The 14585-nt window shown below is 50.6% G+C and carries 12 protein-coding genes and 7 tRNA genes; 14 read left to right on the forward strand and 5 right to left on the reverse strand.

Annotation, left to right across the window (positions count from 1 at the left end):
• Positions 1-19: 19 nt before the first annotated feature.
• The 4 genes from ACYVUV_RS01815 to ACYVUV_RS01830 all read left to right on the forward strand — a co-directional run bounded on the left by ACYVUV_RS01815 (position 20) and on the right by ACYVUV_RS01830 (position 3503).
• Entirely contained in the window at positions 20-1477 is a 1458-nt protein-coding gene (locus ACYVUV_RS01815; protein ID WP_484498926.1) for a sucrose-6-phosphate hydrolase, read from the forward strand.
• Positions 1478-1499: 22 nt separating this feature from the next.
• Positions 1500-2486, forward strand: a complete 987-nt coding sequence (locus ACYVUV_RS01820; RefSeq protein WP_439775849.1) for a LacI family DNA-binding transcriptional regulator — start codon at positions 1500-1502, stop codon at positions 2484-2486.
• 122 nt (positions 2487-2608) lie between these two features.
• Complete coding sequence (locus tag ACYVUV_RS01825) at positions 2609-2794, forward strand: hypothetical protein (RefSeq protein WP_439775850.1); 186 nt, start codon at positions 2609-2611, stop codon at positions 2792-2794.
• 124 nt (positions 2795-2918) lie between these two features.
• Entirely contained in the window at positions 2919-3503 is a 585-nt protein-coding gene (locus ACYVUV_RS01830; RefSeq protein WP_439775851.1) for a TMEM175 family protein, read from the forward strand.
• 58 nt (positions 3504-3561) lie between these two features.
• Here the strand turns inward: ACYVUV_RS01830 and ACYVUV_RS01835 are convergent, their stop codons facing one another.
• Positions 3562-4092: a GNAT family N-acetyltransferase gene (locus tag ACYVUV_RS01835; RefSeq protein ID WP_439775852.1), complete on the reverse strand. Its 531-nt coding sequence runs from the start codon at positions 4090-4092 to the stop codon at positions 3562-3564.
• Positions 4093-4237: 145 nt separating this feature from the next.
• Positions 4238-4323 (reverse strand) — tRNA-Leu (locus tag ACYVUV_RS01840).
• 151 nt (positions 4324-4474) lie between these two features.
• On the opposite strand from ACYVUV_RS01840, the gene ACYVUV_RS01845 reads away from it, so the two are divergent.
• Positions 4475-4546, forward strand: a tRNA-Glu gene (locus ACYVUV_RS01845).
• Between the two features lie 3 nt (positions 4547-4549).
• A tRNA-Val gene (locus ACYVUV_RS01850) sits at positions 4550-4622 on the forward strand.
• A 125-nt stretch (positions 4623-4747) separates the two neighbouring features.
• Here the strand turns inward: ACYVUV_RS01850 and thrC are convergent.
• Positions 4748-6226 carry a threonine synthase gene (thrC, locus tag ACYVUV_RS01855; RefSeq protein ID WP_439775853.1) on the reverse strand — a complete coding sequence of 493 codons (1479 nt, stop codon included), beginning with the start codon at positions 6224-6226 and terminating at the stop codon, positions 4748-4750.
• 137 nt (positions 6227-6363) lie between these two features.
• On the opposite strand from thrC, the gene thrB reads away from it, so the two are divergent.
• The 7 genes from thrB to ACYVUV_RS01890 all read left to right on the forward strand — a co-directional run bounded on the left by thrB (position 6364) and on the right by ACYVUV_RS01890 (position 9938).
• Positions 6364-7227 (forward strand): homoserine kinase, encoded by an 864-nt coding sequence (gene thrB, locus ACYVUV_RS01860; protein ID WP_439775854.1) that lies wholly within the window; start codon positions 6364-6366, stop codon positions 7225-7227.
• Positions 7228-7368: 141 nt separating this feature from the next.
• Positions 7369-7441 (forward strand) — tRNA-Lys (locus ACYVUV_RS01865).
• Positions 7442-7473: 32 nt separating this feature from the next.
• Positions 7474-7546 (forward strand) — tRNA-Lys (locus tag ACYVUV_RS01870).
• A gap of 33 nt (positions 7547-7579) precedes the next feature.
• Positions 7580-7652: transfer RNA gene (locus ACYVUV_RS01875), tRNA-Lys, on the forward strand.
• Positions 7653-7684: 32 nt separating this feature from the next.
• A tRNA-Lys gene (locus ACYVUV_RS01880) sits at positions 7685-7757 on the forward strand.
• A gap of 257 nt (positions 7758-8014) precedes the next feature.
• A complete protein-coding gene (gene apf / locus ACYVUV_RS01885) occupies positions 8015-8875 on the forward strand; it encodes an aggregation-promoting factor (RefSeq protein ID WP_439775559.1) in 861 nt (286 codons plus the stop codon).
• Positions 8876-9044: 169 nt separating this feature from the next.
• Entirely contained in the window at positions 9045-9938 is an 894-nt protein-coding gene (locus ACYVUV_RS01890; protein ID WP_439775560.1) for an SEC10/PgrA surface exclusion domain-containing protein, read from the forward strand.
• A 97-nt stretch (positions 9939-10035) separates the two neighbouring features.
• Here ACYVUV_RS01890 and ACYVUV_RS01895 read toward each other — a convergent pair whose 3' ends face one another.
• Both ACYVUV_RS01895 and ACYVUV_RS01900 read right to left on the reverse strand, forming a co-directional pair.
• Positions 10036-11505 carry a UDP-glucose--hexose-1-phosphate uridylyltransferase gene (locus ACYVUV_RS01895; RefSeq protein ID WP_484498927.1) on the reverse strand — a complete coding sequence of 490 codons (1470 nt, stop codon included), beginning with the start codon at positions 11503-11505 and terminating at the stop codon, positions 10036-10038.
• Positions 11506-11529: 24 nt separating this feature from the next.
• Positions 11530-12696 (reverse strand): galactokinase, encoded by a 1167-nt coding sequence (locus tag ACYVUV_RS01900; RefSeq protein WP_439775562.1) that lies wholly within the window; start codon positions 12694-12696, stop codon positions 11530-11532.
• A 347-nt stretch (positions 12697-13043) separates the two neighbouring features.
• On the opposite strand from ACYVUV_RS01900, the gene ACYVUV_RS01905 reads away from it, so the two are divergent.
• On the forward strand, positions 13044-14411 hold the full coding sequence (locus ACYVUV_RS01905) for an aspartate ammonia-lyase (protein WP_439775563.1): 1368 nt from the start codon (positions 13044-13046) through the stop codon (positions 14409-14411).
• Positions 14412-14585: the final 174 nt, after the last annotated feature.

A 14585-nucleotide genomic window follows, 5' to 3' on the forward strand; every position in this document is an offset into this window, starting at 1 on the left:
TAGGCGGAGGTTGCTTAATATGGAATGGACAAGAGAAAAAAGATATCTTCCTTATGAGAAATGGGATGCCAAGACTTTGCTCAAATTGCAGAGCCAGGCAGCCCGGTCAGACTACCAGCTGCACTACCACATCCGGCCAACTTCAGGCCTTTTGAACGATCCTAACGGCTTTTCCTACTATAATGGCCGCTGGCAGGTCTTCTACCAGGCTTATCCGTTTGGGGCCGTGCACGGCTTGAAGTCCTGGGTCCACTTGACCAGTTCCGACCTGGTTCACTGGGAGAACTTGGGCGAAGCTGTTTACGCTGACAGTCCGCTGGACAGCCATGGGGCATATTCCGGCTCAGCCAGAGCAATTGGTGACAAGCTTTTTCTGATGTACACGGGCAATGTCCGCGACGAAAACTGGGTCCGCCACTCCTACCAGGTTGGGGCCTGGATGGATGAAGATGGAAAAGTAACCAAGCTGGAGACGCCTTTGATCAACGCGCCAGAGCATGTGACTGAACACTTCCGTGACCCGCAGATCTTGGAGCACGGCGGCAAGTATTATGCCATCCTTGGCGCCCAAGACAAGGAGACCAAGGCCGGCAAGATCAGTCTTTACAAGGCTGACGAATTAACTGGTCCATGGCAGGATTTGGGTTATGTTGACCTGCCGGACATGGGCTACATGGTTGAATGCCCGAACCTGGTCTTCGTTGACAGCAAGCCAGTCTTCATCTTCTGCCCGCAGGGCCTGGACAAGAACGTGACCGACTACCAGAATGTCTACCCAAACATGTACTGGGTTGGGGAAAGCTTCGACTTTGAGACCGGCCACTTTGAGACAAAGCAGAAGGCCCCAATCAACCTGGACGGGGGCTTTGACGTTTACGCTACCCAAGCCTTTAATGCCCCGGACGGCCACGCTTACGCGATCAGCTGGGTTGGCCTGCCGGACATGACTTACCCAAGCGACGATGAAGGCTGGGCTAATTGCTTAAGCCAGGTCAAGCGCTTGTCTTTAAAGCACGGCCGCTTGATCCAAAAGCCGGTCAAGGCCATGAAGAGCTTGAGAGAAGCTGAAGAAGACTTCACTGGCGATTTGGCCTTCGATGCAGGTGCGCAAAGCGAACTTAGACTGACGATCAAGAAGGGGCAGAAGGGTATGCTGGTCTTGGCCGCGGACAGCGAGGGCAAGAATGGCATCAAGCTGCGCTTTAAGACCGGCAAGCACGCCCGTTTAACCGTTGACCGGGGTGAATGCGGCAAGGCCGTCAACCCAGACTACGGGACTAGTCGGACGGTGAAGTTACCAGCCGGGGAAGACCTGGATCTGCGGATCTTTGTCGACCACTCCCTCTTTGAAATTTTTGTCAACGGCGGCGAAGAAGTCATCACGGGTAGATTTTTTGCTCAAAATGGACAAAGTTTTGTTAAGATGGATAGTGATGTTGACTACCAGGCCAAGACTTGGCGGTTAAAGGACATGTAGGATAACAGAAGAGGGGATGACGATGAGGCCAAAATTAACTGATGTGGCGGAAAAAGCTGGCTGCTCACCAACCACGGTGTCGCGGGTGATCAACAATTACGGCTACATCAGCCAGAAGACCAGGGACCGGGTCTACGCGGCCATGCGGGAGCTGAACTACCAGCCCAACACCCTGGCCCGGTCTTTGCAGGGCAAGCAGACCAAGATGATTGGGGTGATCATGCCCAGCATCACCAATCCCTTCTTCGCGGAACTGGTTGCGGCAATTGAGGACAAGCTGGAAGCGGACGGCTACAAGATGCTGCTCTGTGATGCCGGCCAGGACAGTGAGAAAGAACGGCGTTATCTGCGGATGCTGGAGGCCAACCAGGTCGACGGGATCATCGCGGGTTCGCACAACCTGGGCATTGAAGAATACCGGCGCTACGGCTTGCCGATCGTGTCTTTTGACCGGGACTTGTCCGACCAGGTGCCGATCGTGACTAGCGACAACTACCAGGGCGGCTGCCTGGCCACCCAGGCTCTCTTGGACGCGGGATGCGGCCATATTTACTTTGTCGGCAACCCGGTCAAGACGGGAAATCCGACTTCTCGCCGCTTTGATGGCTACGCGGATACGGTAGCCGCGGCGGGGTTGACGGTCCACACTGCCCGGTCAGCCTTTTACGAATTGCCAGCCGCCAAGGGCCGGGAACTCCGGGAACTCTTGACCAGCGGCCGGAAAATCGACGGGGTCTTTTGCTCAGACGACCTGACGGCGATCCTGCTCTTAAAAGAAGCTAAGAAGTTAGGAATCAAGGTGCCGGAGGACTTGAAAATAGTCGGCTTTGACGGGACCCAGCTGGTGCAGAATTATGTGCCAGAACTAGCCACGATCGTCCAGCCGATTCCGGATTTAGCCGGGACTTTGGTCAAGCTGCTTTACGAGCGGATCGCGGATCCGGAGAAGAAGCTGGCCCAAAACAGTTACCTGCTCCCGGTCAAGCTGCTCAGAAACCAGACTGTTTAAGCATCTCCTAAGAGGGATGCTTTTTCCTTTGTGCTGATCGTTTTTTTGCCTGTTATTTTTTATAAAAGCGCTTATAATAAAATTAGGAAGTAATTTTTGTCAATAGAAATAAGGTGACAAGCATGGAAAAGAAGAAACGCGTTTGCCTGTTCCTTCTGGCTTTTGGCTTGGTCGGCCTCTTGGTCTACGCGGTTGAGATTGCCTATGCTTTTATGAAGGACCGCAACAAGAAGATGGAATACAGCTTCGATGAAGAAGAGGCGGAAGACCCGCAAGAAATGGAAGCTGATTACAAGAATCAAGAGTAAAGTTGATAGAATTTAGCCTGGGTTTGCCAGGCTTTTTCTTTTTGGCAAAAGTAGGCTAAAATGGTTAAGAGACAATAAAAGTATTTTTAACGCGCATATTGAGTATTTCTGTTTTGGAGGAAAAATGAACAAGAACCGCTTGGAAGCATTCAGCGATGGCGTTTTGGCCATCATCATCACCATCATGGTCCTGGAAATGAAGGCCCCGGAAGAAGCAACTTTCCAGGCCCTAAAGCCGCTTGTCCCGCAGCTGACCATCTACCTGCTCAGCTTCTTTTATATGGCTATTTACTGGGTCAACCACCACAACATCACCCACGCTTTGCCGTCAGTCAACCACAAGGTAATCTGGACCAACATGGTCTGGCTCTTCATGTCGTCTTTGATTCCCTTAGCTACGGCTTGGGTGGGTAAAAATCCCCTGGCTGGGCCGCCCTTGTTCTTTTATGGCCTGGTTCTCTTTTTGACCTCGGTCAGTTTTATCCTCTTGCAGCACTTTGCCTGGCAGATTGCCTGCGACAGCCAGGACTTGCGGGTTAATATGGGGATCAAGGGCTACTTGACCCTGGCCGCGAATTTGGGGATCGCCCTGTCTGCTTTTGCTTGGCCGGTTTTATCCTGGGTCTTTATGGCTCTGGTCATGCTGATGTGGTTCTTGCCCGACCGGCGGGCCAAGGAATGGCGGGAAAAAAGCAAGAACAAGGAATAGAAAGAAATAAATAAGAACAGAGAAAAAATCCACAAGCTGAGCTTGTGGATTTTTCTTGTTATAAGGCTAATTCAAGCAGGTCAACCTTGGTGTCGCCGATGTCGTCGTAGTGGACCGTTTCCTGGCTGACGAAGCGGTAGCCGTTCTTTTCATAGAGGCGGCGGGCAGGGACGTTACCGGCCATGCTGTCTAAGCGGATCGCCTTGCAGCCAAGTTCTTTGGCGTGGTCCTTGATGAAGGTCAAAAGAATGCCAGACAGGCCTTGCCGGCGGAAAGCAGGGTGAACGCCATAAAGGTGGAGAACGGCGATTTCGTTATCTTCAGCTGGGGTAGGCCAGGCAAATTTGCTGTAAAGGGGGTCGCTTCCAACAGTTAAGATGCCGGCGGAAGCAATCTTGCCGTCTTTGAGTCCGATTACGGCCCGCTTTTGGTCGATGGCTTCTTTGATGTCCTGTTCAGCCGGGTAGATTCCCCAGTGCCAGTCGGCCCCGTACTGGTCCTCTTTTTGGTGGTCGCAGATATCCTGGTAGAACTGGCAGAGGGCGTCTAAATCGGCGCTGGTGGCCAAGCGGCAGTTTAATTCAGTCATATGTTTTTCTCCTTTAAAAGTGTACTTCTTACAACTTATTTTACTTAGAGCTTTGCTTTTCAATTAGCACTCTAAGAATATTTTAGCAAAAAAGTTCTCGGAGAAAGAAAAAAAGGAACTGGACAAACCAGTTCCTTTCGCTTAGTGCGGACGAGAAGACTTGAACTTCCACGACCAAAAGCGGTCACAAGATCCTTAGTCTTGCGCGTCTGCCAATTCCGCCACGCCCGCAAGCACATCTACTAGTATAGCAAAGGCAGGGAAAAGTGCAAGAGCTTTTTGCAAATAAAAATAATAAGTTTTTTGCGTTAGCCCCTTGCTTTTTCTCCTGGATCGGGTATACTAGTAATCGTGCCTTGCGAAAAGGCCAAGCAAAATAAATGGCCCGTTGGTCAAGTGGTTAAGACACCGCCCTTTCACGGCGGTAACATGGGTTCAAATCCCGTACGGGTCATATGGAGGATTAGCTCAGCTGGGAGAGCATCTGCCTTACAAGCAGAGGGTCACAGGTTCGAGCCCTGTATCCTCCATTTTTTATTTTCTTTTTATTTCTTATTTCCAATTACACGGCAAAAGCAGCTCAAGGAGTAAATCCTGAGCTGCTTTTCGTTTATCTTGTTGATTTTTAGCTAGTTTCTATATCTTTTTTAAAAAATCAGTCCAAATCCAGCTGCCGCTTGACTTCGTCTGCCATGTCGTCGGCCGGGATGACGATTTCCCGGGAGCTGTGGCCTAAGAAGGCTTCCATGGCCTTTGGAGCAGGGCCGGTCAAATCAGTCAGTTCCTTAAGAGCTGGCAGGCCTTTTTCCTTAACGTTTTGCCCGCTGATCGCGTGGTATACAGTTTCCGGGAACTTGTATGGACTGGCGGTAGAGAGGACGACGGTAGGCTGGTCGTCTTCTGCCTTAAAGCGCTTGGCGGCTAAAGAAGCGACAGCCGTGTGCGGGTCGATGACATAGCTGCTTTCTGCGTAAACCCGCTTGATTTCGCCTTCGATTTCTTCTGGAGTCGCGTAGTCAGCCCAGAAGCCAGACAATTTCTTTTGCATGTCTTCCGGCAATTGGTATTCGCCCTTAGTGTTCAGCTGCTCCATCAAGCCCTTGACCGTGTCTGGGTCCTGGCAGAGGTCAAAGAGCAGGCGCTCCAGGTTGCTGGAAACCAGAATGTCCATGGACGGAGAGTTGGTCACGTAGAAGTCCCGCTTTTTGTCATACTTGCCCGTCTTGAAAAAGTCGGTCAAGACATTATTCTTGTTGGAAGCGCAGATCAGGCGGCCAACTGGCAGGCCCAGTTTTTTAGCATAATAGCCGGCCAGAATATCGCCAAAGTTCCCAGTTGGCACGGAGAAGTTGACAGGATCGCCGAATGCAATCGCCCCTTGGTCCAGCAGCTGCTTGTAGGCGGCGAAGTAGTAGACGACTTGGGGCAAAAGGCGGCCGACATTCATGGAGTTGGCGCTGGAGAAGGTCAAGTCATGGTCAGCCAGCAACTTGTTCATGTCCTGGTCGTTAAAAATCTGCTTGACCCGGCTCTGAGCCTGGTCAAAGTTGCCTTCAACTGCTACAGCCACGGTGTTGTCGCTGTTTTCGCTCAGCATCTGCTTAAGCTGGATTGGAGCCACCCCTTGGTAAGGGTAAAAGACGATAACCCGGGTCTTGTCTAAGCTCTGGAAGCCCCGCATGGCGGCAGTCCCGGTATCCCCGGAAGTAGCGGTCAAAATAACGATTCCCCGCTGGTCGTCTGCGTTCTCCAAGGCCGTCTTCATCAAGCGGGGCAGGCACTGCAAGGCTACGTCCTTAAAGGCCAGAGTCGGACCGTGGAAGAGCTCCAGGTAGTAATTGCCGGCTTTCTTATCAGTCAGCGGGGCGATTCTCTCGTCATCCCATTGCTGGCCATAGGCGCCTTTAACGATCTCTGCCAGCTGCTCTTCGCTGTAGTCGGTCAAGAACAGAGCCAGGATCTTTTTAGCCATTTCCTGGTAAGGCAGGGCAAAAATTTCCTTCAATTCAGCGGCTGAGAATGGAGCCGGGAATTCTTTGGGCACGAAAAGGCCGCCGTCTGGGGCCAGACCTTGAACGATTGCCTGGGCGGCGGTAACTTCCTGCCCTTGGCTGCGAGTACTGCGGTAAATCATAAATCCTCCCTAAAAGTCAGATGCGCGAAATTTTTTCCTTTATGGCTAATTATAGCGGGGAAATCATTTTTCTAAAAGAGAAAACATGATAGAATGATTAAAAAGTCAGCAATTGCCAATTATTGAGGTGAAGAAGCGTGAAAATCAAAGTTCCAGCATCCAGCGCCAACCTGGGCCCGGGTTTCGACTCCATTGGAGTAGCCATCTCCTTGTACCTGACCATTGAAGTCTTGGGCGAAAGCGACCACTGGCAGGTAGACCATAACTTAGGGGACCTGCCGAGCGGGAAAGGCAACATGATCGTCCAAGCGGCTTTAAGCGTCAAGCCAGATTTAACTCCCCAGCACTTGCGGGTTGAGTCAGACATCCCCCTGGCTCATGGCCTGGGCTCTAGTTCCAGCGCAATCGTTGGCGGGATCGAGCTGGCTGACCAGCTGGGCCAGCTCCACTTGGCCCCGCATGAAAAAATCGAAATCGCGGCTCAACTGGAAGGGCACCCGGATAACGTGGCTCCGACCATCCTGGGCAGCCTGGTTGTCGGCTGCAAGGTCAACGGCCACTTTACGGCTGTTAAGGCCCCGGTGCCGCCATTTGCCATGATCGCCTATATCCCGGCCTACAACTTGAAGACCAGCGATGCCCGGGCGGTTTTGCCCAAGGAACTTTCTTTTAAAGACGCGGTCCAGGCCAGCGCCGTGGCTAATACAGCGGTAGCGGCGCTTTTTGCCCAGGACTATGAAAAGGCCGGGGAGTTAATGGAGGCTGACCTCTTCCATGAGCGCTACAGAAGCCAGCTGGTACCGGAACTGGAGATCATCCGCAATGTAGGCCATGAGCACGGGGCGGTAGCGACCTACCTGTCTGGGGCGGGCCCGACCATCATGAGTCTGGTTGACCCCCAGCATATCAGCGACTTTGTCGACGCGGTCAGAGAGGCGGGCTTAAAGGATGAGATCCGCCGGCTGGAAGTCGCCCCGCGGGGTGCTTTTTGGCAAAAATAAGGTGGAAAGAGAAGTTTTTTAGGAGGGCTGGAGAGGAAAAGCAAGTTTTTGAGCAAAAATCTTGCCAAAAGGCTTGCATTCCTGGCGCATTTCTGTATAATAAATAAATGTCGGTTGACGAAAGTCAGCCGCAGCCCACTTGGGTCGTTAGCTCAGCTGGCAGAGCACCGGACTCTTAATCCGGGTGTCCAGGGTTCGATCCCCTGACGACCCATCGCGCTTCGGCGCCAATTAAATAACCCATTTGGGTCGTTAGCTCAGCTGGCAGAGCACCGGACTCTTAATCCGGGTGTCCAGGGTTCGATCCCCTGACGACCCATCGCGCTTAGGCGCTAATTAAATAAATCCATTTGGGTCGTTAGCTCAGCTGGCAGAGCACCGGACTCTTAATCCGGGTGTCCAGGGTTCGATCCCCTGACGACCCATCGCGCTTCGGCGCCAATTAAATAATCCATTTGGGTCGTTAGCTCAGCTGGCAGAGCACCGGACTCTTAATCCGGGTGTCCAGGGTTCGATCCCCTGACGACCCATACCAAGACATCACGCGTTTGCGTGGTGTCTTTTTTGCTTCCAGCGATATTTTTAGCGAGGAAATATTACAAATGTTACAAAAAGACTTTTTCCTGTAATCTCTTCTTAACTGGACCGTTACTTTTTTGCTATCGTTTTGAAATTTGGCCCTGTTAACATATAAACTGTCAAATGACACAAGAGCAGCAAGAAGGAATTTGCCAAAGGAGAAGTAACTTGGCAGACGAGAGCTTGCGACAAACAAAGGAGAATTTTTTTGAACATCAAATCTAACGTACTTAAATCAGTATTTGCTGCAGGCTTGGCTTTGACTGGCGTGGCAGCGATCAGCTTAGGCACGAACGGTCAAGCAGACGCGGCAACCATCGGTGACAGCGTAACGGTTGACTACATTGATGGGCAATCAATTGCAACTTGGTCAAACTACCACACTGCTACGGTTACCGGCTCCGTTAAGGACGGCAGCTCATGGCAGGTAGTTAAGACCGCCCGCGATGCTTCAGGTGAAAAGTGGTACAAGATCGGCAACCGCCAATGGATCTTGGCCAAGTACACCACTGAAGCATCAACTGCTTCAAACAGCACTTACAACGCGAATACTAGCAGCAGCACTAACACTGCAAACACTGCAAACAACACTAGCAGTTCAACTACTGCCACTACTGGCAACAGTTACCAGGCCAAGAGCACTAACAGCTCAACGGCTACTGGCTACACTACGAGCTACAGCTCATCAGCTAATAACTACGGCTACGGCTCAAGCTACAACTACAGCTACAGCGCAAACACTGGCTCAGCCAACACTTCCAGCTCTAGCGCAAGCACGACCAGTTCAAGCACTTCTGCTTCAACTTCAACTGCTTCCGCAAGCACTTCAAGCTCAACTTCTTCATCATCTGAAGAAGCGGCTAAGGCTTGGATCGCAAACAAGGAAAGCGGCGGCTCATACACTGCCTCAAACGGTAACTACTACGGCAAGTACCAATTGAGCTTGAGCTACTTGAACGGTGACACTTCTGCCGCCAACCAGGAAAAGGTTGCCAACAGCTACGTTCTGAGCCGCTACGGTTCATGGACTGCAGCCAAGGCCTTCTGGCAGGCTAACGGCTGGTACTAATAACGACTAGACACGTGCTATGCGAAAATGGTTCCTTTCGGGGAACCATTTTTCTTTGTTTCATTGCTTGTTTGCTGGTCATTTGCTTTTTTAAAGAGAAAAAAGCTGCCAAACAAGTTATAATAGAAGAAATAGGATAGAATTTGAATTGAGAAACAGAGGTTTAACGATGAAGAAATTTTTTGCAAGTACTGTAGCAGCCTTGGCAATGGGAGCAGTTTTTACCATTAGTCAAGTCAAGCCAGCTGAAGCCAGCAGCCGGCAGGCAGTTTTTACCCTGCCTAAGGGCTACACCAAGGCCAACTTGAAGAAGGCCTACAAGTACTCTACTTTGTCTTCGAGCCAGCAGAAGAAGTGGCTGAAAAACAAGAAGAACGTGGCTTGGCTGAAGAAGTGGCGGAAGATCAACGTCAAGGGGATGCAGGTCAATACTTTTGACCAAAGTGCTTTGCCAGAGAGCAGCAAGGACGACAAGACCATCGTCAAATTGACCAATGGCCACTTGACGACCAGCCAGTCCAAGACTCTGGCCGTCTACTCCTTGCGCTTGATCAACCAGGCTCGGGTAAAAATGGGCCTGAAGAAGTGGAAGTACAGCAAGGGAACCCAGAAGCTGGCCCTTGAAATTTCCAAGGAATACGTGGCAAACAAGAAGACGATCGCCACCGGCCATTATGTCCCGGGGATCGTCCGGGCCACCAAGCGGGTGGGCTTGAAATTGCCGGGCAACTACAACTATGTAGAAGATATGGCGGGCTTTAAGGATGGCCAGAAGCTCACCATGACGGCCATGAAGAAGGACATCTACTTCGGTTTAAAGACAATGATGTTCGGTTACCGCTACGCCAACCAGAGCAAGGTTACCCAGCTCAGCCAATACACTGAGTGGGAGCACGCCGGGGACTTGATGAACACCCAGGGCGGCAAGTACGACGGCGACTGGGACTACTACGGCTTCAACGTGTCCTACACCAACGGCACTTACTCCATGCACTACATCGGGGTGCCGTCTCACCTCAAGTGGGCCTACGGCGGCGCCTACTGGGGCAGCTTTAAGGCGTAAGCTGGAGAAAAATAAACAAAATACAGCAAAAGAAAGGCATGATTCCATTTGTTTGGGAATCATGCCTTTTTACTTTGTTTCTGTTTTCTGTCTCTTATTATTTGTTTTCAGCTGCAATCATGGCTAAGAACTTTTGCCAGCCAGCTTCACCCTTTTCGTCGTCTTTGTAGACCCCGGCATCGGCCAGAACCTGGTCAAAAACGTCCAGCAATTCCTGCTGCAGGATCTGGTCAACGTTTTGTTCATTAATGTCTAGGTGCTTTTCCTGCAATTTTTTGGCCCATGGCAGGTGAATTTCAGCGATTTGGTTATCCTGGCCAAGCAGGTATTTCTTGACTTCGCTCAGCTCACCCTTTAATCGTCCAGGCAAGATGGCCCGGCCCATGACTTCGATTAAGCCAATGTTTTCTTTCTTGATGTGCCACTTGTCCTGGTGAGGGTGGAAAATGCCCAGCGGGTAGTCACTGCTGGTGTTGTTGTCGCGCAAGACGAGTTCTAAGACGTATTCATCCCCGTCCTTATGGGCAATCGGAGTAACCGTATGATGATGAACGCCATCTTTTTCTGCCACAATCCCCAAGTCAGGATCGCTGTACTTTTGCCAGGATTTGATGATCTTAGTGCCTAATTCAATCAAGGCTTCAGTGTCCTGGCTGATCAAGCGGATGTCGCTCATTGGCCAGTCAACGATGCCGCCTTTTACCTGCGGGTAGCCGGCAAAAGTGAGCTCCTGCTTGACTGCGGCGTTCATCATTGGGAAGCGGTGGCCACCGCCCTGGTAGTGCTCGTGGGACAGAAGAGAGCCGCCGACGATTGGCAGGTCGGCGTTTGACCCAACCATGTAGTGGGGGAAGGTCTTGACGATTTCCAGCAGATTGATCAAGGTTTGCTGCTTGATGACCATTGGCTCATGGATCTGGTCCAAAAAGATGCAGTGTTCATTGAAGTAGGCGTAAGGGGAGTACTGCATCCCCCATTTCTCCCCGCCAATATTCATGCGGATGATCCGCAAATTGCTTCTGGCATTCTTACCGTAGTCGCCTAAGTAGCCCTCGTTTTCCAGGCAGAGGTCGCATTTCGGGTAGTCAGTATCTTTCTTTTTGGCCGCGGCGGCAATGGCCTTGGGATCCTTTTCCGGCTTGGAGAGGTTGATGGTGATTTCCAAGGGGTGGCCGTAAGAGCTATTGCCGGAGAAAACAATATTCTTGGCAATTGCGGTCTTTTTAACATAGTTGTTATGGGTGCAGAGGTCATAGAACCAGTCGGTAGCTGCCTTTGGGCTTTGGTCGTACTTGTTCCAGAAAAGTCTATTGGTCTCACTCGGGGCAGGAGTCAAAAAATCTGCCAGCTGGTCGGCCAAAATCTCCCGGCTGGTCACGTCGTTTGGAATCTTGCCCCTTTTAACGGCCAGGTCAACCAGCTGCAGCAGGCTGCTTTCGCCGGAAGCCTCTTCTTCGACGTCCCCATCACCAACCAAAGCTTGCAGGCGGTTGAAGAGGTAGACCCGGTCCATTTCTTGATAATCAGTATTAGCGATAATTTTTCGCACAAAGTTTTCAATCAGCATTTCGGCTTCTCGTCTCCTTATTTTTTACAGTTTATGAGTCCCATCAACGATCTTGGCTTCGTAAAAGCTAGCAGCGTAGCCGATGGTGTCTTGGTAGATCCTGCCAACGTTTTCCTTGAATTCTTCTGCCTTATCTTCTTTGACGATGGCGATAGCACTGCCGCCAAAGCCACCGCCGATCATTCTGGCGCAAAGGCAGCCATCTTGCTTCCAGACACTTTCCACCAAGGTGTCCAGTTCCTTGCCAGTAACTTCGTAGTCAAAGTGCAGGGAAACATGGGAGGCGTTGATCAAGCGGCCCAACCGGTTCAGATCCTTGTCTTGCATGGCTTTAGTGGCCTTGATGGTTCTTTGGTTTTCAAAAACGGCATGGCGGGCTCGCTTAAGCAGGGTCTCATCATTGATCAAGTAGGAGTATTCGTCAAAAGTTTTCTCATCAATATCGCCTAAGTGGTCAATGTTGAGCTTTTCCTGCAGCCTTCTGGTAGCTTCCTGGCATTCACGGACGCGGTCGTTATAGGCTGAGTCGGCCAGGGTATGCTTTTTATTGGTGGACATGATGATGATTTCGCAATCGCCCAAATCCAGCGGCAGGTAGTCGTATTTCAGAGTGGCACAGTCAAGGAAAATGGCATGGTCTTTCTTGGACATGTTGATGGCGAATTGGTCCATGATCCCGGAAGAGAGGCCGATAAATTCGTTTTCGGTCTTCTGGCCGAGCTGAGCGAGTTTGACCGGATCAATCTCCAGCCCGTATTCTTCAGTCAGCACGTGACCGATCAGCATTTCGATTGAGGCTGAAGATGACAGGCCGGCACCATATGGCAGGTTGCCCCAAACATAGAGGTTGAAGCCATGGTCAATTTCGCGGCTTTCGTCTTGAACGTAGGCGGTCATCCCCTTGAAGTAGTTGATCCACTTGTGGTCTGGATCTTTTTCTAATTCGCGGTCGCCAATTTCAAAGACGACCAGGTCATCGTTTATATTGCCAGAGCAGATGGCAATCTTCTTGTCCTCTCTTGGTCCGTAAGCGGCGTAGGTCCCTAAGCTGATGGCACAAGGGAAGACGTGGCCGCCGTTGTAGTCGGTGTGTTCACCGATGATGTTGATCCGGCCTGGTGAGAAAAAGAGGTCGGCTGCTTCTTGCTTGAAGATTTGCTCAAAATTACTTTTTAAAAATTTTGTGTTCATTTTTGTTACCTTTTGTCGCAATTTGTTTGTCATTAACATTCTAACCGCTTCCACGAAAATAAACAATGTTTTAGGAGAAAAAAAGGCAAAATGTAACTAGGAGATTAAACTCATTTTTGCATGATTTTTTGCTTTTATTCTGTCTCACTAATGACTGGTCTAAACTCTTTCGCCTTGGATGATAAATTTTTCCCTCAGACAAAGTTAATAATCTAATTTTTGTAAGCCTTTTCCAAAAAGATGGCAAAGAAAACGGGAAAGGGTCTTAACATTGGTCTAATTTTAAACTATAGTATTGGCCATAGAAAGAAATCAAAAAAAGAGCTAAAAAAACGAGGCAAAAACAGATGAAAGCAGCAAGCAGATTAGAAGCAGATTCAATTGGTAGTCTTGAAGTCCCTACAGCCGCCTACTACGGCGTTCAGGCTGAACGGGCCAGCCGGAATTTTGAAATCACTCACTTAAAGATGAGTCCGGTTTTCTTGAGCAACCTGGCTTTGATCAAAAAGGCAGCTGCCAGCGTAAATTCCGAAATTGGTCTACTCACTAAGTCGCAGGCTGACGCGATTAAAACTGCTTGCGATGAAGTGATTGCCGGCAAATTCGCGGGTGATTTCATCGTTGACCCAATCCAAGGCGGGGCCGGGACCAGCGCGAACATGAACATGAACGAAGTCATTGCCAACCGGGCCAACGAACTCTTAGGCGGCAAGCGGGGGACTTACGACCTGGTTCACCCGAACGACCAGGTCAACATGGCTCAGTCCACCAACGACACCATTCCAACTGCTGGCAAGATGACTACCATCCTGCTTAGCGAGAAGCTGGTCGCAAGCCTGGACAAACTGGAAGCTGCTTTGCGGATCAAGGCGGATGAATTCTCTGACGTGATCAAGATGGGCCGGACCCAGCTGCAAGACGCCGTGCCAATGACCTTGGGCGACAGTTTTGCCGGTTACGCTTCAATGGTAGCTCGTTTAAAGAAGCGCTTGGAAAAAGCCACCATGGAAATGCACGAGATCAACCTGGGGGCAACAGCGATCGGGACTGGGATTAACGCTTCTCAATACTATGAAGACCACATCGCTGGTGAATTGAGCAAGCTCTTTGGCTTTGAACTCAAGCAGGCGGATGACCTCTTTGATGCTACGGAAAACCTGGACTCCTTTGTGGAAGTTTCTGGTGCTCTTAAAGCTTGCGCCATCAGCCTGTCCAAGATGTCCAACGACCTCCGTCTCTTGTCCTCTGGTCCGCGCTGCGGTTTTGCCGAAATCAACCTGCCAGCCAAGCAAAACGGGTCGTCTATCATGCCAGGCAAAGTCAACCCGGTTATCCCGGAAGTTGTCAGCCAAGCAGCCTTCCTGGTCTGCGGGCACGACACCACCATCACCATGGCGGCTGAGGCGGGGCAGCTGGAATTGAACGCCTTTGAACCAGTCGTCTTCTACCAGCTTTTTGAATCATTTACTGCTTTGACCGGAGCAATCGACACTTTGGTAGGAAACTGCATTACGGGCATCACTGCCAACAAGGGCCGCTGCAAGCAGCTCAAGGAAGGCAGCGTCGGCATCGCCACCGTTCTTTGCCCATACCTGGGCTACCAGCTCTCAGCCAAGATCGCCAAGCGGGCCCTTAAGGAAAAGCGCAGCGTCCGCGAACTTGTTCTGGAAGGCCATTTGATGAGTGAAGAAAAGCTGGACGGCTTATTAGGCTAGAAGTAAAAAATAATAGCCAGCCAGGCAGAAATAAACAAAAAAGAACAAAATTTCACTGAAAGGGTTTACAAAAGCGGCGGATGGTGTTACTATTAAAACCGTCAGCAAGAAAATTATTCTGATTGTGGATTGTTACTATTAAATTAGGCAAAACCGCGCTTCAGACTCCGTAAA

The organism is Lactobacillus sp. WILCCON 0149 (assembly GCF_057197965.1).